Below are 23448 nucleotides of genomic sequence, written 5' to 3'. Positions count from 1 at the left end.
AGCCCAACCATGCTGCTCATCACCTGCCCGTGGTGCGGGCCCCGCGACGAGGCCGAGTTCCACTACGGTGGCCAGGCCCATGTGCCCTACCCCGAGGACCCGGCGGCCCTCAGCAACGAGGAGTGGGCGCGCTACCTGTTCTTCCGTGCCAACACGAAGGGTCCGTTCGCCGAGCGGTGGAGCCACGCGGCTGGCTGCCGCAGATGGTTCAACGCGGTACGTGACACGGCGACGAACGAGATCTTGGCGGTGTATCGGGCGGGGGAGGAGCCCCCAACCACTTTCGAGCCGAGGCCCGTCATATCAGCCCGTACGGCGTTCGAGGACGAGCCCGTTCAGGGCGATGGGGGTCTGGGGGCGAAGCCCCCAGCAGGGTCCAAGGGCGGTCCCATGGTTCCGGGAAGGGGCGGGGTGGGGGAGAAGAACCAGCCGTTCCGCCTCCCCAGCGGCGGCCGAGTGGATCGAGACACCCCCCTCACCTTCACCTTCGACGGCACCGAATACCAGGGCTACCAAGGCGACACCCTCGCCTCCGCCCTCCTCGCCAACGGCATCATCGCGGCAGCGACCAGCATCAGACTCGGCCGCCCCCGCGGCATCTTCTCCGCCGGCGTGGAGGAACCCAACGCCGTCGTACAGATCGAGGCCCCCTTCCCCGAGCCCATGCTCCCCGCCACCACCGTCGAGCTCTACGAGGGCCTGGTCGCGACCGGCCTCCCCGGCCAGGGACGCCTCGCCACCGAACCCGACCCCGCCCGCTACGACGCCGTACACGCCCACTGCGACCTCCTGGTCGTAGGCGCCGGCCCAGCCGGTCTCGCGGCCGCAGCGGCGGCAGCCGACAGCGGCGCGCGCGTCATTCTCGCCGACGACCAGCCGGAACCCGGCGGCAGCCTCCTCGGCACCGGCGAACTCCTCGGCTGGGTGGAGTCGACGCGCGCACGTCTCGAAGCCGCCCCCGAGGTACGCGTCCTGCGCCGCACCACCGTCTTCGGCCACTACGACGACAACCACCTCCTCGCCGTCGAGCGCCGCACCAACCACCTCGGCGCCCAGGCCCCGGAACACGTCGCCCGTGAGCGGGTCTGGCGGATCCGCGCCAGGCGTGTGGTCCTGGCGACCGGCGCCCACGAACGCTCGATGGCGTTCGGGGACAACGACCGCCCCGGGGTGATGCTCGCCGCCTCGGCCCGGACGTACCTGCGCCGCTACGGCGTTCTGCCGGGCCGGCACGCGGTCGTGTTCACCACCAACGACAGCGCCTATGCCGCCGCGCTCGACCTGGCGGCGGCGGGCGTGGACATCAGGGCGATCGTCGACACCCGGCCCGAGCCGGGGGAGTGGGCGGAGCGTGCCCGGACCGCGGGGATCGAGGTGCTGGCCGGGCACGCGGTCACCGGCACTCAGGGCGGATCCCGCCTCACCGCCGTGACGGTCGCCGGGGGCGGGGAGCCGGCCGGGCGGCGGGAGCTCGCCGTCGACCTGTTGCTCGTCTCCGGCGGCTGGAACCCGGTCGCGCACCTGTTCAGCCAGGCGGGCGGCAAGCTCCGCCACGACGACGTGCTCGGCGCGTTCGTCCCCGACAGCTGCCGGCAGGCGGTGGAGGTCGCGGGCAGCGCGAACGGGACCTTCGACCTCGCCGCGACCCTCGCCCAGGGCGCGACGGCCGGCGCCCGCGCGGTCGAGGCGGAGGGGTACACCGCCGAGGCGCCCGCCCTTCCGGCCGTGGCCGCCCAGCCCCACACCCCGCCCATGCAGGTCTTCACCATTCCCACCTCCACCGGCGCCCCCCGGTTCGTCGACCTCCAGCGCGACGTCACGGTCGACGACCTGGCGCGGGCGACCGGAGCGGGCCTGCGCTCGGTGGAGCACACCAAGCGCTACACCACGGCCGGCACCGGGGGAGACCAGGGCAGGACGGCCGGCGTGCTGGCGAGCGGTGTCGTCGCCGAACTCCTCGGCGTGGACATCTCGGCGCTCGGCCTGCCCACCTTCCGGCCGCCGTACAGCCCCGTCTCCTTCGCCACGCTCGCCGGCCGTGACCGCGGCGCGCTGCACGACCCGATCCGCACGACCGCCCTGCACGGCTGGCATGTCGAACACGGCGCCCTCTTCGAGAACGTCGGCCAGTGGAAGCGGCCCTGGTACTACCCGCGGGACGGCGAGGACATGGAGGCCGCCGTGCTGCGCGAGTGCCGCGCCGCCCGCGAGGGCGTGGCCTTCATGGACGCCTCCACCCTCGGCAAGATCGATGTGCAGGGCCCGGACGCCGCGCTCTTCCTCGACCGGCTCTACACCAACATGATGAGCACCCTGAAGGTCGGCATGATCCGCTACGGCGTGATGTGCCGCCTGGACGGAATGGTCTTCGACGACGGCACGGTCATCCGGCTCGCGCAGGACCGGTTCCTCGTCACCACCACGACCGGCAACGCGGCAGCGGTCCTGGACTGGATGGAGGAGTGGCTACAGACCGAGTGGCCCGAACTGCGGGTCCACTGCACCTCGGTCACCGAGCAGTGGGCGACCGTGGCCCTGGTCGGCCCGCGCTCGCGGGAGGTACTCGGCTCGCTGGCGCCCGAACTGGCCGTGGCCAACGAGGACTTCCCGTTCATGGCGTGGCGGGAGACGGCCGTCGCTGGCATCGACGCGCGCGTGTGCAGGATCAGCTTCTCCGGCGAACTCGCCTACGAGATCAACGTGTCCCCCTGGAACGCCCTCGCGCTGTGGGAAGCGCTGCACGAGGCCGGCGCCGCCCACGGCATCACCCCGTACGGGACCGAGACCATGCACGTGCTGCGCGCCGAGAAGGGCTACCCGATCATCGGCCAGGACACGGACGGCACGGTCACGCCGCACGACCTCGGCATGAGCTGGGCGGTGTCGAAGAAGAAGCCCGACTTCATCGGCAAGCGCTCCTACGCCCGCGCCGACACCGTCCGCCCCGACCGCAAGCACCTCGTCGGCCTCCTCCCCGAGGACCCGGCCGCCTTCCTCCCCGAGGGCACCCAGTTGGTCGCCGACAGCGAACTGCCCGCCCCGCCGGTGCCGATGCTCGGTCACGTCACCTCCAGCTACCGCAGCGCGGCGCTCGGCCGGACCTTCGCGCTCGCCCTGATCAAGGGAGGGCGGGACCGCATCGGTGAACGCCTCTACGCGCCCGTCGGCGACCGGCTGCTCCCGGTGACCGTCGCCGGCCCCGTCCTCTACGACCCCGAGGGAGCCCGACGCGATGGCTGACACCGCCCTGACCGCACGGCAGCGCAGCCCCCTGGCGCATGCCGCAGACCGCCTGGCCGCCGCGACACGCTCCTGCGGGGGCGCGGTCCGCCTGGCCGAACTTCCCTTCCTGACCCAGGTGAACGTACGCCTCGACGTCAAGAGCCCCGCGGCGGACGCCGTAGGCCTCGCCCTGGGACTCCAACTCCCGCCGCAGCCCAACACCGTCGTACGAGCCGGGAACCTCACCGTGTTGTGGCTCGGCCCCGACGAATGGCTGGTGGTGGGACCGTCCGGCATCGAGCGGGACCTGGAGGGCCGGATCCGTGCGGCGGCCGGTGACGTACCCGTCTCCGTCACCGACGTCTCCGCCCAGCGCACCACCGTGCTCGTCGCGGGCCCCCGCGCCCGTGACGTCCTCTCCCACGGCTGTCCGCTGGACCTCCACCCGCGCGCCTTCGGCCCGGGCCGCTGCGCCCAGACGACGCTGGCCCGCGCCCAGGTCGTCCTGGTCGCCCGCGACGAGACCAGGGCCGGTTTCTGGGTGCTGGTGCGCTCGTCCTTCGCCGGCTACCTGGCGGACTGGCTGCTGGACGCGGCCGTGGAATACGGGTGAAGAACCGCCGCGGGCGCCCATGACTCGGTGAGCGAGCTCGCGGGCCGCGGTGACCACCGACTCGGCCGGCGGGGCCGCCTCACCCAGCGAGACGGCCTGCGATCCGGGCGATGGGCGCCGCCCATGGCGAAGGTGTTCTTCGCCATGGGCGGCAACTCCGTGTCCGCCGCCCCGGACACGGCCGCCGCCGAACGCGCCCTGCGCGGCTGTCGGCTCACCGGCGCTTCCCCACCCGCACGGGCAAGGCCGGCTTCACGGTCAACGCCGTGGAGGTCATCCACCGGGGACGCCGGGTGGTGTTCGTCCATCTCGAGGCCCTCGCCGCGGGCGGAACCGTTCCACGCCGTCGCGGACGACACCGCCCGCGGCTGCTGGGCGGCCTGCTTTCCCGAGGCCGACTGCGGCGGCCCCCGTCGGCCGCCGTTCAGCGGAAGACGACCGTGCAGTTGCCGTTGACCAGCACACGGCACTCGCTGTGCCACTGCACGGCGCGGGCGAGCACCTGGGCCTCGACGTCGCGGCCCATGGTGACCAGCTCGTCCGGGGCGTGCGAGTGGCTCACACGGACGACGTCCTGTTCGATGATCGGGCCTTCGTCGAGGTCGGGCGTGACGTAGTGCGCCGTGGCCCCGACGAGCTTGACGCCGCGCTGGTGCGCCTGGACGTACGGCCGGGCCCCCTTGAAGCTCGGCAGGAAGGAGTGGTGGATGTTGATGGCCCGGCCCTCGAGCTGCTTGCACAGGTCGTCGGAGAGGATCTGCATGTACCGGGCGAGTACCACGAGGTCGATGTCGAGCTCGTCGACGAGGCGCAGCAGCCGGGCCTCCGCCTCCGCCTTGGTCTGGGGTGTCACCGGGATGTGGTGGAAGGGGATGCCGTAGTTCTGTGCCAGTGACTCGAAGTCGCGGTGGTTGGAGACGATCGCCGGGAGCTCGATGTTGAGCGCGCCGGTGGACTTGCGGAAGAGCAGATCGTTCAGGCAGTGGCCGAACTTCGACACCATGATCAGCGTGCGGGTCGGGGTCGACGCGTCGTGCAGTTGCCAGGTGATCCGGTACGCCTCGGCCACCGGGCCGAAGCCGGTACGCAGACGCTCCAGTGAGACGACCGGATCCGTGACGTCGAAGTGCATCCGCATGAAGAAGCGGTCCTGTAGCCGGTCGTCGAACTGCTGGCTCTCCAGGATGTTGCCGGAGTGGCTGACGAGAAAGGCGGTCACGGCATGGACGAGCCCGGCCCGGTCGGGGCACGAAAGCGTGAGGACGAACTCGCGGCCGGGCTGCGGTCGAGGAGACATGACATCCTCCCTGGTGCGCGATGCGCAACATCATGAGTGATACGCAACAGTGATACGCAACATGGTCCAGTGTGGCGACCACCTGGTCAAGGGGTGGTGTCCTTCTACTGCTCGTCACGCACAACGCACCCTTGCCGGGAACCGGCGGACTCAGAGCCAGCGCTGTGCCGCTTCGACACTGTCCCCGCCGCTGGTGTTGAACGCGATGGCGGCCTGCGGCGCGTGGCGGCGGACGAGGTTCACGATCTGCTCGAAAAGGGGGAGCAACTGCTCCGTCTTGCGGATCCCGCCGCCGATGACGATCACATCCCACGGACGCTCGGTCAATGACGCGATGAGCGTGGACTCGGCCGATTCGTCGAACGCGAGCAGCTTCATGGCCGCGTCGATGCCGTGCTCGCCGAACCGGGCCAGCTCCGTGTCGAGGGCCGCGCGCAGGGCCGCCCCGTCGACGCCGGGTATCGCCAGCGGGTCGTAACCGACAACAAGCACTGAGGACATGCGGCCAACCTACCGGTTCGCCGGTTGACCGGTCTGGATGCAGTGAACACGGGCAGGCACGCCGGTTTTCTCCGAGCACAACCAAGTCCCTGCTGTCGTCGTCTGAAGAGGAGCCGAACTGAGCACCAAGTCCCGCTTGGAGGAAACATGCGCAAGGTATCCCGTGGAGCGTTACTCGCCGCGACCGCGATGGTGGGCCTGTCCCTGGCCGTGACGGCTCCGACCGCGTTCGCCGGCGAGAGCGCCGGCACCGCCGCCGCCTGCGAGACCGGCTGGGGAAGCCGGCCGAAGACGGCGACGGACGACGCACCCGCGTTGCTGACGAACATCAGGACAGGCGGCCACGACTGCTACGACCGCATCGTCTTCGACATCCCCGCCGGCAGCACCAGCCGGCTGGGCTACACCGTCCAGTACGTCGACGCCTTTTATCAGGACGGCAGCGGGGACCCGATCCCGGTGTCCGGCGGCGCGATCCTGGAGATCCGCGTCTCCGCGGCCTCGTACGACACGGAGCACCACGAGCAGACCTACCCGGGCAAGGGCAAGCAGCCGCTCCCCGGTGTGGACCTGACGGGCTACAAGACCTTCCGGGACGCCAAGTTCGGCGCCAGCTTCGAGGGCCAGAGCCAGGTCGGCCTGGGTGTGCGCGCCCGCCTGCCGTTCAAGGTGACCCAGCTGTCCGACAAGCTCGTGGTGGACGTCGCCCATTCCTGGTGAGGCGGCCTGACGACCCACGTCAGCTGAGCTCAGCCACGCGCCGTTCGACTGGCGGCGCGTGGCGTTCACAGGAGGCCGGCCCAGTCCTGGGCGACGGCCCAGTCGTTGAAGCTGTGCCAGCCGATTTCGGGGTAGTCACGTCGTAGCCCGGTGACATCGACGTCGAGGCCGACGGTCGTGAAGTACTCGAACATGGCCGCCAGATCCGTCGAATGGGTCCGGACGTGGGCCAGGGGCACCTCTCGGTGGGTGACCGGGCGTCCCATGGCGGCCGCGAGGGTCTCCGCGATCTGGCCGGGGGTGCGCGCGTCGGAGGCGATGTCGATGCGGCGGCCGGTGAACTCGTCACGGCGCTGGAGGGCCAGCGCGGCGAACGCGCCGATGTCGGAGGCGGGGACGAGGGTGAGCGGCCGGTCGGCGGGCATGGGCCAGCCGAAGGTGCCTTCGCGCAGCCCGTCGAGGGTCCAGCCGCCGGTGTAGTTGTCCATGAACGCCGCCGGGGCGATCACTGTCCAGGGCACACCGGCCGCACGCAGGTGCTGCTCGATCATGTGCTTGCTCTCGTAGTGCGGGATGCCGGTGCCCCGGTCGGCGTGGGCGGCGGAGGTGAACACGATGTGCCCGAGGCGGGCATCTGCCGCGGTGTCGACGAGGGTCCTGCCGTGCCGGACTTCGGTGGCGGTGTCGGTGCCGAACGGGGTGGTGACCGCGAAGAGGGAGTCCGCTCCGGTCAGGGCGGCCGCCAGGGAGGGGCGGTCGTCGAAGTCGGCCTGGCGCACCTCGGCGCCGAGGTCGCGCAGGGCGTCGGCGGCGGGTGAGTCGGGACGGCGGGTGAGCGCGCGCACCCGGTGACCGGCTGTCAGCAAGGCATGGGCGGTGGCCCAGCCCTGGGCTCCGGTGGCTCCGGTGACGGCGACGGTGAGCATGGGTTCTCCTCGGATCGTGACACTGTGTGGCACATTGACTGTGTGACGCAGAAGAGTACAGGGGTTTACTGCGTCGCGCAGCAAACTTTGGGGTCGCCGTCGAGGGCGGTGATGTCGACGCCGCAGCCGAGCGCCCTCTGGGGGTAATTGAAAACATCACGACGGCCGAAAAACACCCCCCGCGGGGGCGCAGGGTGTTTCGACCGGCCCCACTGTGAAACATTCGGGCGAGATCGAGCAACACCGGTTGAGTAACTCCCTTGAAAAGGAAACGAGTTGTCGCTCACCACGGGATCAGGACACCGGTCCTTGCATGTCCTCACACCGGCCAGTGGGAAATCCAAGATCACCGAATGGGCCGGTGGAAAAGGGAAGAACCTCCACGCCCTGAGCGCGTCCGGCTTTCACATACCGAGCTGGTCGATCCTCGGCCTGAATGTCTTCGGTGAATTCTGCCGCGGCAGCGGACTGGACGAGCACCTGGCACGGCTGCTCGCCGACGGCCGGCCGTCGAATGCCCGGCAGGCCGCCGACGAGATCGCCTGTCTGATCGAGTCCGCGCCCCTCGGCGAGCTCGTCACGGAGGCCATCGCCCTGGCCTACCGGCAGGCCGGCGGCGGTCCGGTCGCCGTCCGTTCGTCCGGCGCGGAGGAGGACGGCGTGCGGCACTCCTTCGCCGGCCAGTTCGACACCTTCCTCAACGTCCGGGGCCTCGACGAGGTCACCTCCCATGTCCGCCGCTGCTGGGCCTCCGGATTCTCCGAGCGCTCCCTCCGCTACCGGGCGCGGCACCGGCTGCCCGTCGACGCCGGTGGCATCGCCGTGATCGTGCAGCGCATGGTGCCCGCCGAGCACAGCGGTGTGCTGTTCACCGCCGACCCGACGACCGGCCGTACCGACCGCCATGTGGTCAGTGCCGTCCACGGGCTGGGGGAGGGGCTGGTCTCGGGCGCGGTCGACGCGGACACCATCGTCCTGGACGCCACCACCGGCGAGCCGCTGACCACGGTGATCGGGGACAAGCGGGAGCGTTACGACGCCGGATCCGGACCCGGCTGCCAGGTGTCGGCCGTCGCCGGCGAGGATCGCGCCAGGCTGTCCCTGGCCGCCGCCGATCTGGCCCGGCTGCACGAGACCGGGGTCCGCATCACCGCGCACTACGGCGCTCCGCAGGACATCGAGTGGGCCGTCGCCGAGGGTACCCTGTGGATCCTCCAGAGCCGCCCGGTCACCGCCCTCGCCCCCGCGTCGGAGTCCGAGGGTGAGCTGCGCGTCTGGGACAACTCCAACATCGTCGAGAGCTTCAGCGGGGTCGTGTCCCCGCTGACCTACAGCTTCGCCGCCGACACCTACGCCAAGGTGTACGACAGCTACGCCCGCGCCCTGGGCGTCCGCGGCGAGCAACTGCGCGAGGTGCGGGAATGGACCCCGTACATGCTCGGGCACGTCCACGGGCGGGTCTACTACAACCTTTTCCACTGGTACCGGATGGTGCGCCTGGCCCCGCTGTACCGGCTCAACCGGCGCGTTCTCGAGAAGTCCCTCGGAGTCGCGGAAAGCGTCTCCGACGAGATCGCCGACACACTCCATCCGTTCACGCCACAATCCGGGCTGCGCGGCCGATTCTCGCGCCTGGCCCGAACGACGGTCTTCGTCAGGAGATTCCTCACCACGCGGAAATCCGTGGAGACCTTCCACAGGGATTTCTACCGGGCGTACGCGATCTTCAACAATGTCGATTACGACGCGCTGCCCGGTGACGAAACCTACCGCCGCTTTCGTCGGCTACAGCGTGAACTCATCGAGAAATGGGGCCCGATGCAGGTCCTGGACGCGACGGTCCTGCTCTCCCTGGGACTGCTGGCCCTGCTCACCCGCAGATGGCTCCCGGCCGCACCGGAGTGGTTCACCTGGGCCGCGGCCGCACCCGGCGGCGCCGTGGAGTCCGTGGAACCGGTGTGGGCGCTGCGCGAACTGGCAGCCAGGGCACGCGCCGACAGCGAGGTCCTGCGACTGCTGGAACGCACCCCCGACTCCGAGGCCTACCAGGCGCTCCGCGACGCCGACCACACCCGCTTCCTGGCCGCGGTCGACGCGTACATCGCCGACTACGGCTACCGCAGCCCCGACGAACTCAAGCTCGAGGTCCCCGACCTGCACGAGGACCCGGCCGGACTGTTCACCCTGCTGCGCGACGCGCTGCCGGCCACCGCGGACGCCGGCGAACCGGACCGCGGTGGCGAGGCCGACGCCTACCTCGACGAGCATCTGCGCGGCCCGCGCCGACTGCTGTACGAGCGGGTGCGGGGCAAGGCCCAGGCGGCCCTCGCCGACCGGGAACGGCTGAGGTTCTGCCGCACCCGCGCCTTCGGGGCGGCCAAACGCATGCTGCGCGCCCTGGGCCGCGATCTGGCGCGGGCCGGCGCCATCGACTCCCGGGACGACGTCTTCATGCTGCGCCTGGAAGAGATCACAGGCGCCTACGAGGGCATGATCGCCCACACCGAACTGCGGGAACTGGTCGCGCTGCGCCGCGGACGACTGGCCGCCGACACCGCACTGCACGCCCCGTCCCGCTTCACCACCCGCGGCGCCCCGTACTGGTCGGGCAACCTGGAGAGGGCCGGCTGGACGAACGGTCCGGCCACGCCCAGCGGAGCCCGCGAGCTGCGCGGCACCCCCTGCTGCCCCGGCGTCGTCGAAGGCCCCGCCGTGGTCACCGACAACCCGCACGACATCAGCGGCGGCATCCTGGTCACCTACCGCACCGACCCCGGCTGGGTCGCCGCACTGCCCTCGGCCGCCGCCCTCGTCATCGAACGCGGCAGCCCGCTCACCCATGTCGCCGTCGTGGCACGGGAACTGGGCATCCCGACCGTGGTCCAGGTCAGGGACGTCACCACCGAGATCCGCAGCGGCACCCGGCTGCGCGTCGACGGTGCCGCCGGGACGGTGACCGTACTGGCCGACCCGTCCGACGACGGCACCGACACCGCCCGGCACACCCCTCAAACGGAGACACACCCGTGATCCTCACCGAGGATCGACTTCAAGACCTGCTCGACAAGTCCCTCACCGAACTACCCCACGGCACCGAGTGGGCCGTGACCCTCGAAGGCTCCATCGCGGAGGGATTCGGCAACCCCTCCTCCGACATCGACTTCCTGCTCGTCGCCCGCCGCGAGGACGACCTGCCGGTCATGCCGTCGCTGCTCTTCGTGGACGGCCGACGGGTGGAGATCCGCACCCAGACGGTGCGCCAACTCGCCGACCGTTTACGCGCGGTGGAGAAGAGGGCCAGCCGGCCCGGCCGGCTCTCCGAGGACCTCCTCAACCGCTGCCAGCGGCTGCTGCACAGCCACCCGCTGCGCGGCCACGCCCTGATCGAGGAGGTGAAGGCACTGCTGCCCGTGGAGCGGTTCCGCCGGATCACCGCCGACTGGTGGGCGCACCGGGCCCGCCAGTCCCTGCGGCACGCGATGGCGCTGCTGTGCCTCGGCGAGAGCGACGAGGCGGTCGACTGGAGCCGCGCCGGGCTCGTCCAGACCGTCAAGTCCTGGGCGGCCGGCCTGGGCGAAACCTACCTCGAACCCAAGTGGCTGTCCCTGCAACTGGACCGGGCCGGCCGGGCGGAGGTACGCGACCGCTACTGGGAGCTGGCGGCCGCCGAACCCTCTCCCGGCGACGCCGAGGCCGCACACGCCCACCTGACCGCCTGCCTCGCCTTCGCCGGGGAAGTCGGCCTCACCGGCGTCCCCCGGCGGGCCGAGCGGCTCACCGTCGAACGCGTGGCCGGGGTGACCACCTGGCAGACCGGCGACCGCGTCCACGTCATCCGCGGGCGGCGCGAGGTGTTCGCCCTCGGCGAGGACGCCGGCGCCGTCTGGCGCTCCCTCGTCCTGGGCCGGCCGCTGCCCCAGGTGCTGGCCGCGGCCGCGGACACCGGTGTCGCCGACCCCGGCCCGCCGCTGGCCGCTTTCCTGCGCTACGGGCTGATCCGCCTCGTCTGGAAGGGCGGTGGCACCGTCACCCCCTCGCTGCCGCTCGCCGCCCCACCCGGACCCGTCACCCCACCGCCCTCCACCGCACAGCCGCTGCTGTCGGTGCGCGGTGCGGCCGTCGGCGGACCCGGCGCCGTCGACCTCATGCCGCTGCCCGCCGACCGGTTCGCCGCCGCGGCCATGGCTCTGGTGTGGTCCAACGTGGTCGTCGAGAACGCCGTCGAGGATCTGACCGGCGCCCTGCGACGCGGCCAGTGGCGCGTCGCCGAACTCACCGCGCGTCGCGCCGTACACGCCGCTCTGCGCGGGCTGTTCAGCGCCCACGGGGTCAATCCGCTGCCCGCCGACACCGACCTCGTACGCCGCCTCGACCTGCTGCCGCCCGCCACCGGGCCGATCGGGGCGCGCGCCGGCGAACTGCTGCGGCGCACCGTCGACTCGGCACAGCACGGCGACACCCTGCTCGCGGAACTGCGCGCCTACATCGGCCAGGTCCGCGACACCGTGGGCGCCGACTCCTTCCCGCTCTCCTTCGACTCCGCGGACACCTGGCGGGCCACCCTCCAGATCGGCTACGACTGGCTGCGCATCGGCGCCCACCTCGACGCGGAACTGCCCATCGAAGAGGCCCGCGACCTGCTGGCCGGCAACGGTGCCCAGCCCCACCGTGCCCTGTCACGGCGCCAGGGCTCGTGACGGCACCAGGACCCATGACAGCACCCCGCCGACCTGCCACCCCGGAGCCACCGATGTCCGACCCGATGACGGTGCTGGTGACCGGCGCCAGCGGATTCCTGGGCGCGGAGACGACCGCCCGGCTCAGCGCCGCGGGCCACACCGTGCTGGCACTGCTGCACCGCAACGGCGAACTCGTCCGCAACAACGGCAGAAGACTCAGTCCCGGCCCGGGCGCCCTGACCCGGATCGCCGGCGACATCACCCGCCCCGGCCTCGGGCTGACCGACGACGACCGCAGGCTCGCCGCCACCGCCGACCGGATCGTGCACTGCGCCGCCGTCACCGACTTCGGACTGCCCGACGAACGGTACGACCGCGTCAACGTCACCGGCACCCGGAACGTCCTGGACCTCGCCCTCGCCTGCCGTATCCCGCTGGTGCACGTCAGTACCGCGTACGTGTGCGGGGAACGCGACGGCACCGCCCGCGAGGACGAACTCGACGTCGGCCAACGCCCCGGCAACGGCTACGAGAAGAGCAAGCTCACCGCCGAGACCATGATCCGCAAGGCCGCGCTGGACGGCCTGCCCGTGACAGTGGTGCGCCCGAGCATCGTCACCGGCGCCACCCGCACCGGCCGCGTCCGCGAATTCAAGACCATCTACCCCGTGCTCCGGGTCCTGACCAGGGGCCTGGTGCGCACCGTGCCGGGCCACCACGACGCCGTCCTCGACCTGGTCCCGGTGGACCGCGTCGCCGATCTGGTGACCGAGGCCGCCACCCGCTTCCAGGACGCCGAGGGCCGCACTCTGCACGCCGTCGGTCACGAGCTGACCCTGCGGGACTTCTCCGACGTCCTCGCCGAGTACCCGTCCTTGCACGTACCGAGGTTCGTACCGCCGTCCGCGTTCTCCGCCTCGGCCCTGCCCGACCGCGAACGCCCCTACTACGACCGCGTCGTCTCCCTGCACGACACCTACTTCCGGCGGCGCGTCCGCTTCGACGACACGCAGGCCGCGGCCTTCAGCCGCCGTCCGGCGCCCACGCGCGGACGGCCCTACCTGCGCCGCCTCCTCGACCACTGCCTCACCACCGGCTATCTCGGCCCGGCCCCGCGCAAGGAGCCGGCCGCTGCCCTGTACGACGGGAGCACCCACCGATGACCCTCGCGCAGCTCGCCGAACCCCCGCACGGCATACCCGTCTCCCCGCTCATGACCTGCCACCCTGCCAAGCAACGCCTGTACGGTGCGGACACCTACTTCCAGGAGAGCCACGAACAACTGGCCGCCCTCACGGACGACGTGACCGGCTTCGCCCACCAGCACGCCGCGCTGCTGCTGAAACCGGATGCCGTGGTGGCCCGCAGGCTGGAAGCGGCGGTGGACTGGCTGAGCGGAAGAGGCTTCAGGATCGTCGGAGCGGCGGTCACCCGGCTGACCCGCACCATGATCCGCTCCCTGTGGTACTTCCAGTGGAACCTCGCCACCCCCCACCGCCGCAGGCTCGCCGCCCTCTTCCTGGAGGACGCCGACGCCCTCGTGCTGCTCGTCCGCCCCGGGCACGACCTGGACGTTCCCGCCTCGGTCGAACTCACCCGGCTCAAGGGGCCCACCGACCCCGACGCCCGGCGGCCGGGCCAGTTGCGCCACCTCCTGGGTCGCTACAGCTACCTGCTGAACCTGGTGCACACCCCCGACGAACCCGCCGACGTCCTGCGAGAGCTGGCCGTGCACTTCGACGACACCGCACGCGGCCGTCTCTTCCGTTCCGCCCTCGCGGGCGAGGACCGCACCGCCGAGGCCCTGGAGCTGGCCGGCCGGCTCTACGCCGCCACCAAGCCCCGGAACCTCGACTTCGAACCGGCCGTCGAACGGCTGCGTGACGCTCTTGCCCGGCACCGTGCCACCACCGACCCGACGGCCGGTCCGCGGCTGCTGCTGGAGACCGCGTGGGAGCACGGGATCGACCTCGACGCGTGGGACACCGTCATCGTCGGCTCCAAGGTGCTCCCCATGCGGCAGCCCGGCCGAGCCCCCGTGCTCGACGGGGCCGACGCCGACAGCTGGCGCCGCCACCTGGACACCGTCCGCGGCACTCCGAGGTGAGGAGCGGCCCATGCAGTTCACCCGGACGCTCACCAGGGAGCTGGTGCACCGCGCCGCGGTCGCCGAGGTCTTCCTGACCGATGCGGAGCGCCCCAGCGAGGACGAGATACTGCTGGCCGCGCAGCTTCCCCGCCGCCACGCCTTCTACCACGACACCTTCGGCCCGCGCACCCACCACGACCCCCTGTTGCTGCTGGAGGCGTGCCGGCAGGGCATCTTCGTGGTGGCCCACCGCTACCTCGATGTCCCCTTGGGGCACAAGTTCCTGTTGCGCTCGGTCGAGTTCGAGGTGCCGGACCCGGCAGAGCTCATCTGTGGCGACCGGCCCACCGAGGCCGTCATCACCGCCCGTATCGAACACCGGTTCCGCCACCGGGCCGCACTGACCGGCCTGCGGCTGCGCTTCACCCTGACCATCGGTGCGCACACGGCTCTGCTGGCCCGCATCGACTACTCCTGGATGCCCCCGCAGGCCTGGACGCGCCTGCGGGCCGGACAGCGTGGCGGGCTCGGCCTGCCCGATGCTCCCGTCGCCCTGTCCGGACCACGCGTCGACCCCGCGCTGGTCGGCCGGCGCGACCCGGCCAACACGGTCATCTCACCGCCGCACACGGCCGCCGACGGCACCCGCACCGCCCGCCTGATCGCCGAGACCACCCACCCGGCCCTGTACGACCACTGGGTCGACCACGTGCCCGGCATGCTGGAACTGGAAGCCTTCCGCCAACTCGCCCTGACGGCGGCTGTCGACGCCGGTACCGTCCGCACGCCCGCGCCGCTGCCGGTCGCCCTGGAGGCGCGATTCCGCTGCTTCGCCGAGATGGATCTGCCGCTTCAGTGCCGTACCGCTCCTGTCCGGCCCGACGCCGACATCGACTGCACCCTGCACCAGGCCGGCGTCGTCGCCGCCGAGGCCCGGATCAGGCTGGCCGACGCGGACCCGGCCGGCCGTGCGGGTGCCCTCGCCGTCCCGGCGGCGCACGGAGCCGTATGAGCCGGGCCGCACCCGCCAGACTGTGCAGCTTCGTGCTGCTGAGGTTCCGGCCGCACATCTACGTCACCTACGGACTGCTCTGGGTCCTCGCTCTGGAGAGCTCGGCGGTGGCCGCGACCGGCACGGCCTGGCAGCCGTCCGGCGCGACCTGGGTGCGGGTCGTGAGCGTCGTACTCGCGCTGCTGTTCCTGCGGATGCTCGACGAGCGGAAGGACCTCGCGTACGACCGTGTGCACCACCCGGACCGGCCGCTCGTCACCGGTGCGATCACCGTGGCCGAACTGCGCGGCGCGATGGCGGCGATCACCATGGCGGTGACGGCTCTCAACACCGCCTGCTCCGCCACGGCCGCCCTGCTGCTCCTCGCGGCCCTCGGTTACGGGCTGCTGCTCACCGCACTGGAACGGCTGTCGCCCGCGGTACGCGACCGGCAACTGCTCAACCTGGCCGTCACCTATCCGGTGCAGGTGCTGCTCGGCGCCTACGTGTACGGGTCCCTCGTCGCCGCCGGGAGCGTCACCGCCGACTGGCGCGGCGCGGCGCTGCTCGCTCTGTGCGCCTGCGTCTTCCTGCACTTCGAGTTCGCCCGCAAGACCTCCTGGGCGGCGCCGCCCGGCGCCCGCCTGTACTCGGCCGGTCTCGGTCCGCGCCGCAGTGCGGCGGTCACCGCGGGCTGCGCGGCCGGGGCGGTCGGTTGTCAGGTGCTGCTGTTCGCGCCGGACGGTCCGCTCGGACTGCTGCCCTGCCTGGCGGTGGCTCTGCCCGCCTGGGGCACCCGACGGTTCCTGTCCACCGGCCGCGGCGCCTGGCCGTTGCCCGCCGCGACGGGCTTCGTCGTGGCCACGTACCTCTCGCTGGTCCTCAGGGCGGTGCTGCTGTCGTGACCGATGAACTCTCCCTGGCCTCCGACGATTTGCTGACGACCACGCGGTGCGTGCGGCGGGGCCTGGACCTGGACCGGGCGGTGGACCCGGAACTCGTCAAGGACTGCCTGCGCATCGCCCTCCAGGCCCCCAACGGCAACAACCGGCAGAACTGGCGCTGGATCCTGCTCACCGACCCGCGCATCCGCGCGGACGTCGCCGAGGTGTACCGCCGCGCGTTCCACGACCGCAACGCCGCCGCGCTGGACCGGCTTGCGGATCTGCCCGAGGCGACGCGCTCCGTGCTCACCGCCGCCCGCGCGCTGGCCGACCGGCTGCACCGGGTGCCCGTCCTGGTCATCCCGTGCCTCGAACTGGGCGACGGGCGGCTGCCGACGGGGAACCAGGCGGGTCTGTGGGCGTCCCTGCTGCCGGCCGCCTGGAGCTACGCGCTCGCCGCCCGCAGCCGCGGTCTGGTCACCGCCTGGACGGCGGTCCACCTGGACCGTGAGCAGGAGGTCGCCGACCTGCTGGGCCTGCCGCCCACCGTCCGCCAGGGCGCACTGCTGCCGACGGCATACCCGCTGCGCGGCACATTCGGGCCGGGGCCGCGGCTGCCGCTGGAGCAGGTCCTGCACCACGACGGCTGGCAGGGCGCCTGACCCGGTGACCGTGGCCAGGACGCGGTCAGGTCTCCCTTTCGAGATGGGCGCGGAAGGTGCGCGGGGGCCGGCCGGTGAGGAGCCGCACGGTGTCGGTGACGCGGTCCTCCGCCCCCTCGGCGATGGCACGGTCCATGGCGGCCAGCATGGAGGCGAACTCCTGCGGCATCAGCGCCGTGAGGCGATCGCGCGCTGGTCATGGCCCCGCTGATCGCGGCCCTCTACTCCATGGGCACCCGAGCCGAGCGGCGGAGCGTGCGCAACTGGTCCGTCGGTGCCGCCCTCTCCCTCATGGCCACGGGCCTGTTGGTGAGTTGGGGCGGACATCTCGTCCTCTCCACGGTGAACCCCGCGGCCTGGGCCCTCCTGCCCGCTGCTCTCGGCAGTTATGTGCAGATGCGCCGGGCGTACATCGCGGAGGTCCACGCCCGAGCCGAGTACGCCGAGCGGACGCGTGAGGAGGAGGCCCGTTACCGGGTGGCCCAGGAACGCATGCGCATCGCCCGGGAACTGCACGACGTCGTCGCGCACCATCTGGCGCTCGCCAACGCACAGGCCGGCACCGCCGCACACCTCGCACGGACGCACCCGGAGCGGACGGTTCAGATGCTGGACAACCTGGCGTCCACCACCGCCTCCGCCCTGCGGGAACTGAAGGCCACGGTCGGGCTCCTGCGCCAGGACGCCGATCCGGACTCCCCCCTGGGACCGGCCCCCGGTCTCGACCGGCTGCGGGAGTTGACGGATGCCCTGGCCTCGGCCGGCCTCCATGTCGATGTCACGGTGGAGGGCACCCCGCACAGGCTTCTCCCGTGCACAGACCTGACCGCCTTCCGCATCCTTCAGGAAGCGCTCACCAACGTCACGAAGCACGCGGACCGCGCAGGTGCGCCTGACCCACGCTCCGGACCGTCTGACGCTCAGGGTCAACAACGACGGCCCCGCCGTCGCAGGGGCCCCCGCGTCTGCCAACGGCTTCGGCCTCATCGGCATGCGGGAACGCGCTCACTCGCTCGACGGCACCCTCACCGCGGGGCCCCGCCCGGACGGCGGTTTCGACGTCACCTGCGTACTGCCCCTGGACCGCACCGACTCACCAGAAGACCCCACGCCATGACGATTCGCGTCCTCCTCGCCGACGACCAGGCCCTGCTCCGGGCCACCTTCCGCATCCTCATCGACTCGACCCCGGACATGACCGTCGTCGACGAGGCCGCCGACGGCCGTGAGGCGATCGACCTCACCCGCGCCCATCACCCGGACGTCGTCCTGATGGACATCCGCATGCCGGACACCGACGGTCTGGCCGCGACCGCCGCGATCTGCGCGGAGCCCGCTCTGTCGGACGTCCGGGTGCTCGTCCTGACGACCTTCGAGAACGACGAGTACGTCGCCCGGGCGTTGCGGGCCGGCGCGAGCGGCTTCCTCGGCAAGGACGTCAGCGCCGAAGCGCTCCTCGCGGGGATCCACACGGTGGCCGCCGGCGAGGCACTGCTGTCACCCACGGCCACCCGCGCGCTCATCACCCGATTCCTCGCCGCTCCCGACCCGGACAGCGCGCCTGTTCCCGTGGACGGCCTCGCCGCCCTCACCCAGCGCGAACGCGAGGTCATGGCCTTGGCCGCCCACGGGAAGTCCAACGCCGAGATCGCCGAGATGCTCGTACGCAGCCCCCTGACGGTGCGCAGCCACATCCAGCGAGCCATGTCCAAACTGGATGCCCGGGACCGTGCTCAGCTGGTGGTGATCGCATACCGGTCCGGCCTGGTGAGCGCCGGGCCCAGGCCGTGATTTTCCTGGGCGGTGGCCGACGGCGGCCGGCGGCGGCCGGACTGGGCCGTGTGGGCCGCTGACGGCTGGGAGCCGAGCATGCCCAGCAGGACCAGGGCGTCGTACTTGAGGAACGCGCGGTTCGTTCGGGTTGGACCGGGCGGAGTCGACGACGATGGCGTACGCGAACGGGAACACCCGCGCGGGGCGCGCGGTGGATCAACGGCGTGCTTGCAGCGGTGCGGGACTTCTGTCGTTCGCGGTGGTCGGCGGAGAGGCGCCGCGATGAGTCCTGGGTGTGATCTACGAGCTGGCCGACTCACGGGACCTGCCTGTCGAGGTGCAGGGCGAGGACGCCACCGTGAGGTACCGGCTTCGGGTGATGTACCGGCTTCACGAGCCTGAGAAGGCAGTTGATCGGGACTCGGACGAGGAGGTCGTGGCGCTCGCTGTTCCAGCCGCATCCGCCGCCTTGTCGACCGGATGCGCGGCGAGCTCGACCGACTCACCGAGGTGGTGGACCTGACCGACCGGCTAGAAGCACGCGACCAGGACCTCGACGCCTCCCGGGCGGCCAACCGCGAACTGTTGGCCCGCCTCAACGCGCCACGTCCCAGGGCATCGCCAAGGTGGCCGAGTCACCGGCTGACGCGGCTGGGGTCGGCTGGATAGTCGGGCAGGGCCACGGTGCTGCTCACTTTCTCCCCCAGTCTGAGCATTCCGTTCAGGAAGAAGGGACGGGACAACAGGGCGTTGCGGAACCGTATTCCGGCGGCGGTGCCGGGCGCGAGGAACTTCCCGGTGCGGTCGCCGCCCGCCTGACAACCCCTGGCGTACTTCCGGAGCCTGCTTTCGTACCGAGTGAAGGCCACCCGGTGATCGCCCCCGGCTCGCGCGAGCTCACCGGCCAGCACGTAGGCGGCGACCACTGCGGTTCCCGTGCCCATGCCGCCGATGGTGGCCCCGCAGGCGGCGTCTCCGACGAGGCATACGCGCCCTGTGGACCAGGTATCCACATCCGCCCGGCTGATCGAGTCGAAGTACAGGTCGGGGGCCTGGTGCAGCGTGCCGAGCAGGCGGGGCACCTCCCAGCCGAGGCCGGAGAACGCGTTGTCGATCAGACGCTTCTGCTGTTCGGGATCGCGGCGGTCGTACGACAGTTCAGGGGAAGAGAAGATAAAAAATGCCCCTGCCCGGGCCGGGTCCCGGTGATCGGTGCCGACGGAGGCGAACCGTCCCGGGGCGTTGTAGCCGATCGATCCCTTTCCCAGTCCCAGTCCGTTGGGGAGCTGCCAGGTGGCGGCGTAGTAGCCGAGGTGGCTCACATAGTCCTGCTCCGGGCCGAATGCGACGCGACGGACGTTGGAGTGCAACCCGTCCGCGCCGATAACCAGGTCGAAGTCGCGCGAGGCTCCTCGTTGGAAGTCGACCCGCACGCCGGAGGAGGTCTCGGTGAGGCTGGTGATCGAGTCGCCGAAGATGTACTCGGTGTAGGGGAGGCTGTGTTCGTACAGCACTTGAGCCAGGTCTCCGCGGAGCACCTCTATCTCACCGCCGGCGAACTCGGCCGGCAGATGCAGCAGTGTTCGACCGAGTTCGTCGACGAAACGCACCGGGCTGCCGCCGGTCTGGACAAGGCGTAGTTCGGGAATCAGGCCCATGCGCTCCAGCACGGTCAGGTGCGTTTCACCACGGAAGTCGACGGCCTGACCGCCTGGACGCAGGGCCGGGGCCAGTTCGACGACGGTGGGCTTGAAGCCGTGGCGTCCCAGCCAGTAGGCCAGCGTCGGGCCGGCGATACTCGCGCCGGAGATGAGGACGTTCCTGTTCACGGGTTCCTCCGCTCTGAAACTGTGTCCATTGGACACTAATGATTACTGTGTACCTTAGACACAGTTAGTTCGGCAAGGCCAGGGGAGAAGGGGTGGCAGATATGGGTGGCGAGCACGCCGAGGTGGTGCGGCTGCTGTGGGGTCCGCACCCCAAGCCCGCGCGGGGTCCCCGACCGAAACTCGACCTGGACCGCATCGCGCGGGCCGGGATCGAGATCGCCGATTCGGAGGGGTTGGCCGAGGTGTCCATGCAGCGGGTCGCCGCCCAACTGGGCGTGACCAAGATGGCGCTGTACCGGTACGTGCCGGGCAAGGCGGAGCTGGTCGCTCTGATGGTGGACGCCGCGATCGGCCCATACCCGGCGGCCAAGGCGCGGCGCGGTGGCTGGCGGGAGCAGCTGGAGGAATGGGCCCGCCAACTGCTCACCGTCTTCGGCCAGCACCCCTGGGCGCTGGACGCCACCATCGGGCCACGGATCCCGGGGCCTGGAGAGCTGTCCTGGCTGGAGCACGCCATCGAGGCCCTGGATGGTACGGGGCTGAGCGGTACCGAGCGGATGGACGCGGCTGTCCTGCTGGTCGGTCACGTACGTGGAATCACCCAGCAAGTCCGCGCAGCAGGCCCCGCAGGCAACCCCGAGGCCCAGTTCGGCACCATCCTTGGCGATCTGATGCGGACACACGGCGAGCGATTCCCCGCGCTCACCGGGGCCCTCGCCTCGGCAGCCCAGTCCGACGGGCAGGATGAGGCATGGGAGTTCGGCCTCCAGCGCATCCTGGACGGCTTGGCCGCACTCATCGACAAGCGTGCAGGCTGACCGCGTCTTGGATCCCGGTCGTCCGGCCTGTCCTACTCATCGCCGCATGGTGACAGGGGCCGGTCGCCGCTGGCCAGGTCCTGTGCCCAGCTTTCGATGAGCTGCCGGCCACCTCAAGCGGCCCGGCCGAAGCGGGCGCTGTCCCGGACGCGACATCCGCGCGGGCCGGCTTCAGCAGCAGCGGCCCTGCGGGTGCGTCTCCCGGTGCGGCGCACATCGCGGCGGGACTCGACGTACGGCGCCTCGGCCGTCGGCAGCGCGCCCGGGGAACGGACGGCCCGTACGCACGCCTCGGGCGCCCGGAACATGGTCGCTCAGAGCGCGCCGTCGGGATCGGGTCGAGCGGCCGTCGCCGGATCAGTGCGGGCGGTCAAGGCGGCGAGGTAGTCGTCCAGGAGCTCGACTTGGCGCTCCGGCGGGAACGCCGCCGGGTCGAACAAGGCCTGGACCACCAGGCCGAGAATGAAGGACTGAGCGCCGACCGCGATGTGTGCGGGATCGCCAGGGGGCAGTTCGCCGAGCTCCTGGGCCGCGGCCACCCGCTCGCTCAGCCTGTCGCGGCCTTGGGCGTACTTGCGGGCGTAGTCGGCGCTCAGGGCGGGGTCGGAGAGCGCGGCGTCCCAGGAGGAGACCCAGATCCGGTTGCTGTCGGTGGCCACGGGGGTCAGCGGAAGGATGTCCAGCAGCGCGTCCCTCAGAGCGGCCAGGCCTATGCCCATATCCCGGCGGGGCCTGGAGACGGTGCGCTGTTCGAGCAGGTCAAGGGCGTGCTCCAGCAAGGCGCGTTTGGTCGGGAAGTAGTGCGTGAGCAGGCCGGTGGTCGCGCCGAGTTCGGCGGCGACGGCGCGCAGTGTCAGGCCGGCGAAGCCGCGTGTGGCCATGACCTGCCAGACCGCTTCGGAGACGTCGCGTCGGCGGGCCTCGTGATCTCCCTTGGTGCGTGGCATGGCGCCACGGTACATTGCCGTAACGCTTGTTATGTGAATGGGGAGGCTCTCATGTTCTCGCTGCCGCTGCGCGACGGTGCTCACCTCGGTCCGCTGGAGGTCTGGCACGCCGAGGAGTTCGCCGGTCATATGGATCGGGCTCGCGAACACATTCGTCCGTGGGTCGGGCCCACGTTCGTCACCGACGATGTGGACGGGGCGCGGGCCACGCTCCAGCGGTATGCCGAACGCCAGGCCGGCGACGGGGCCCGCCTGTACGGCATCTGGCGGGGCGGAGGATTGGTCGGCGGTGTGATGTTCACCGATTTCCAAGCCGCTTTCGGCTCGTGCGAGATCGGCTGCTGGCTGGAGCCGGCCGCCGAGGGCCACGGTCTGGTCACGCAGGCGTGCGGCGCGTTGTTGGACTGGGCGTTCACGTCCCGGGGGCTGCACCGGGCCGAATGGCATTGCCGGGCCGACAACGAACGCAGCTCGGCGGTGGCCGAACGGCTCGGCATGACGCTGGAGGGCCTGCGACGCGAGGCATGGCCGTACGAGGGTGTGCGCTACGACAAGCAGCTCTGGGCGGTGCTCGCTCCCGAATGGCGAGCCCTGGGTCACTGACCGGCGACGGCCGTCCGGTCGGCACGGGGTCGCCTCAAACACCCTTGCGGACAGGGGTCCTTCTTGCATGAGAGAGTACGACCGGTGCGCGCCGTCCTGCGCGAGAACGGCAGCGCCGAAGAAGTGGTCGAGCTGCCGGCTCGGGCGCCGACTGCCGCGGAGACGGCAGCCCAACTCGGCTGTGCGGTGGGGGCGGTCGCCAACAGCCTGGTCTTCTCCGTCGACGGCGAGCCCCTGCTCGCCCTGACCAGCGGCGCCCATCGGGTGGACACCCGCCTCGTGGCCCGTCTGCTGGGTGTGGGGCGCGGCAAGATCCGCCGCGCCGACCCCGCTTTCGTCCCCGCGGTGACGGGTCAGGAGGTCCGGGGTGCGGCACCCGTGGGTCATCCCCGGCCGGTGCGTACGCTCAGGTTCCGGCGGCGGACACGTGGCGGGCCAACTCTGCGGCCAGGCGTCGCATGACGGTCCGGTTGGCGCGCCGCAGGGTGACCCGGACGACGGGCGCCAGCAGGCGGTCGGCGAGAGGGGCGCGCACCCAGGCGTACGTGAACGAGAGGTGGCTCCCGCCGGTTGGCAATGGTTCGATGGTGTAGGTGCCGTGGGCCAGACGCCGGCCGGCCGCGCTGACGTTCCGTTCGACGATGCGCCGCGGCGCGTCGGCCTCGACGACCTCGATGGTGACGTCGGTCTTCGTGCCACCCAGTGCGGCGGTGACCGTGGCGCACGATCCTATGCCGCTGCCGGGGCCGCTGTAGCGCCAGTCGGTCAGATAGTGGTTCGTGAACCGCTCGTGGTGAGCCATGACATCGAGGAAGTCGAAGACCTGCTCGGGCGTGTATGGAACATCGATGGACACGGTGACAGACCTCATGTACCACACGGTACACAGGGCAT

21 protein-coding genes and 2 pseudogenes are annotated in these 23448 nt (G+C 71.3%); 16 read left to right on the top strand and 7 right to left on the bottom strand.

What is annotated here, in order from left to right:
* The first annotated feature begins 9 nt into the window (after window positions 1-9).
* Both ACWGJM_RS40530 and ACWGJM_RS40525 read left to right on the top strand, forming a co-directional pair.
* Entirely contained in the window at window positions 10-3240 is a 3231-nt protein-coding gene (locus ACWGJM_RS40530) for a sarcosine oxidase subunit delta family protein (protein WP_453416767.1), read from the top strand.
* Entirely contained in the window at window positions 3233-3835 is a 603-nt protein-coding gene (locus ACWGJM_RS40525; protein ID WP_453416766.1) for a sarcosine oxidase subunit gamma, read from the top strand. Before ACWGJM_RS40530 ends, ACWGJM_RS40525 begins: the two co-directional genes overlap by 8 nt.
* A gap of 424 nt (window positions 3836-4259) precedes the next feature.
* Here the strand turns inward: ACWGJM_RS40525 and purU are convergent, their stop codons facing one another.
* Complete coding sequence (purU, locus tag ACWGJM_RS40520; protein WP_453416765.1) at window positions 4260-5132, bottom strand: formyltetrahydrofolate deformylase; 873 nt, start codon at window positions 5130-5132, stop codon at window positions 4260-4262.
* Window positions 5133-5282: 150 nt separating this feature from the next.
* Window positions 5283-5633, bottom strand: coding sequence for a hypothetical protein (locus ACWGJM_RS40515; RefSeq protein WP_453416764.1), 351 nt, complete (start codon window positions 5631-5633; stop codon window positions 5283-5285).
* 147 nt (window positions 5634-5780) lie between these two features.
* Between ACWGJM_RS40515 and ACWGJM_RS40510 the strand changes: the two genes are divergently transcribed.
* Window positions 5781-6353: an AMIN-like domain-containing (lipo)protein gene (locus ACWGJM_RS40510; protein ID WP_453416763.1), complete on the top strand. Its 573-nt coding sequence runs from the start codon at window positions 5781-5783 to the stop codon at window positions 6351-6353.
* 65 nt (window positions 6354-6418) lie between these two features.
* Here the strand turns inward: ACWGJM_RS40510 and ACWGJM_RS40505 are convergent, their stop codons facing one another.
* The gene (locus tag ACWGJM_RS40505) at window positions 6419-7279 is read right to left on the bottom strand and encodes an NmrA/HSCARG family protein (protein WP_453416762.1); all 861 of its coding nucleotides are present in this window, start codon (window positions 7277-7279) and stop codon (window positions 6419-6421) included.
* 309 nt (window positions 7280-7588) lie between these two features.
* Between ACWGJM_RS40505 and ACWGJM_RS40500 the strand changes: the two genes are divergently transcribed.
* From ACWGJM_RS40500 to ACWGJM_RS40470, 7 genes are read left to right on the top strand one after another with little or no spacing between them, the layout of a single operon-like run.
* Window positions 7589-10309 (top strand): phosphoenolpyruvate synthase, encoded by a 2721-nt coding sequence (locus ACWGJM_RS40500; protein WP_453416761.1) that lies wholly within the window; start codon window positions 7589-7591, stop codon window positions 10307-10309.
* Window positions 10306-11976: a hypothetical protein gene (locus tag ACWGJM_RS40495; RefSeq protein WP_453416760.1), complete on the top strand. Its 1671-nt coding sequence runs from the start codon at window positions 10306-10308 to the stop codon at window positions 11974-11976. The genes ACWGJM_RS40500 and ACWGJM_RS40495 overlap by 4 nt, the downstream gene beginning before the upstream one ends.
* Before the next feature lie 53 nt (window positions 11977-12029).
* The gene (locus ACWGJM_RS40490; RefSeq protein ID WP_453416759.1) at window positions 12030-13121 is read left to right on the top strand and encodes an SDR family oxidoreductase; all 1092 of its coding nucleotides are present in this window, start codon (window positions 12030-12032) and stop codon (window positions 13119-13121) included.
* Complete coding sequence (locus ACWGJM_RS40485) at window positions 13118-14065, top strand: nucleoside-diphosphate kinase (RefSeq protein ID WP_453416758.1); 948 nt, start codon at window positions 13118-13120, stop codon at window positions 14063-14065. The genes ACWGJM_RS40490 and ACWGJM_RS40485 overlap by 4 nt, the downstream gene beginning before the upstream one ends.
* A gap of 10 nt (window positions 14066-14075) precedes the next feature.
* The gene (locus ACWGJM_RS40480) at window positions 14076-15059 is read left to right on the top strand and encodes a ScbA/BarX family gamma-butyrolactone biosynthesis protein (protein ID WP_453416757.1); all 984 of its coding nucleotides are present in this window, start codon (window positions 14076-14078) and stop codon (window positions 15057-15059) included.
* Complete coding sequence (locus ACWGJM_RS40475; protein WP_453416756.1) at window positions 15056-15943, top strand: hypothetical protein; 888 nt, start codon at window positions 15056-15058, stop codon at window positions 15941-15943. Before ACWGJM_RS40480 ends, ACWGJM_RS40475 begins: the two co-directional genes overlap by 4 nt.
* The gene (locus ACWGJM_RS40470) at window positions 15940-16584 is read left to right on the top strand and encodes a nitroreductase family protein (protein WP_453416755.1); all 645 of its coding nucleotides are present in this window, start codon (window positions 15940-15942) and stop codon (window positions 16582-16584) included. Before ACWGJM_RS40475 ends, ACWGJM_RS40470 begins: the two co-directional genes overlap by 4 nt.
* Before the next feature lie 25 nt (window positions 16585-16609).
* On the opposite strand, the pseudogene ACWGJM_RS40465 reads toward ACWGJM_RS40470, so the two are convergent.
* Window positions 16610-16774, bottom strand: a pseudogene (locus ACWGJM_RS40465) (ergot alkaloid biosynthesis protein); the annotation flags it as partial.
* 8 nt (window positions 16775-16782) lie between these two features.
* Between ACWGJM_RS40465 and ACWGJM_RS40460 the strand changes: the two are divergent.
* The 3 genes and pseudogenes from ACWGJM_RS40460 to ACWGJM_RS40450 form a co-directional block, all read left to right on the top strand.
* Window positions 16783-17211 (top strand): annotated as a pseudogene (locus ACWGJM_RS40460) (histidine kinase); the annotation flags it as partial.
* 486 nt (window positions 17212-17697) lie between these two features.
* Window positions 17698-18375, top strand: a complete 678-nt coding sequence (locus ACWGJM_RS40455) for a response regulator transcription factor (RefSeq protein ID WP_453416774.1) — start codon at window positions 17698-17700, stop codon at window positions 18373-18375.
* A 277-nt stretch (window positions 18376-18652) separates the two neighbouring features.
* Complete coding sequence (locus ACWGJM_RS40450) at window positions 18653-18880, top strand: hypothetical protein (RefSeq protein WP_453416754.1); 228 nt, start codon at window positions 18653-18655, stop codon at window positions 18878-18880.
* A gap of 112 nt (window positions 18881-18992) precedes the next feature.
* Here ACWGJM_RS40450 and ACWGJM_RS40445 read toward each other — a convergent pair whose 3' ends face one another.
* Window positions 18993-20186, bottom strand: a complete 1194-nt coding sequence (locus ACWGJM_RS40445) for an FAD-dependent monooxygenase (RefSeq protein ID WP_453416753.1) — start codon at window positions 20184-20186, stop codon at window positions 18993-18995.
* Window positions 20187-20287: 101 nt separating this feature from the next.
* On the opposite strand from ACWGJM_RS40445, the gene ACWGJM_RS40440 reads away from it, so the two are divergent.
* Window positions 20288-21004, top strand: a complete 717-nt coding sequence (locus ACWGJM_RS40440) for a TetR/AcrR family transcriptional regulator (RefSeq protein ID WP_453416773.1) — start codon at window positions 20288-20290, stop codon at window positions 21002-21004.
* A gap of 314 nt (window positions 21005-21318) precedes the next feature.
* On the opposite strand, the gene ACWGJM_RS40435 is transcribed toward ACWGJM_RS40440, so the two are convergent.
* Window positions 21319-21951, bottom strand: a complete 633-nt coding sequence (locus tag ACWGJM_RS40435; RefSeq protein WP_453416752.1) for a TetR/AcrR family transcriptional regulator — start codon at window positions 21949-21951, stop codon at window positions 21319-21321.
* A gap of 51 nt (window positions 21952-22002) precedes the next feature.
* On the opposite strand from ACWGJM_RS40435, the gene ACWGJM_RS40430 reads away from it, so the two are divergent.
* Window positions 22003-22554 carry a GNAT family N-acetyltransferase gene (locus ACWGJM_RS40430; RefSeq protein WP_453416751.1) on the top strand — a complete coding sequence of 184 codons (552 nt, stop codon included), beginning with the start codon at window positions 22003-22005 and terminating at the stop codon, window positions 22552-22554.
* Window positions 22555-22638: 84 nt separating this feature from the next.
* Complete coding sequence (locus tag ACWGJM_RS40425) at window positions 22639-23016, top strand: YbaK/EbsC family protein (protein WP_453416750.1); 378 nt, start codon at window positions 22639-22641, stop codon at window positions 23014-23016.
* Here the strand turns inward: ACWGJM_RS40425 and ACWGJM_RS40420 are convergent.
* Window positions 22961-23425 (bottom strand): SRPBCC family protein, encoded by a 465-nt coding sequence (locus tag ACWGJM_RS40420; protein ID WP_453416749.1) that lies wholly within the window; start codon window positions 23423-23425, stop codon window positions 22961-22963. The two genes, ACWGJM_RS40425 and ACWGJM_RS40420, sit on opposite strands and share 56 nt — an antisense overlap.
* Window positions 23426-23448 lie beyond the last annotated feature (23 nt).

Source organism: Streptomyces sp. NPDC054834 (assembly GCF_053611185.1).
This window is presented reverse-complemented; position numbering and strand designations above follow the sequence as displayed.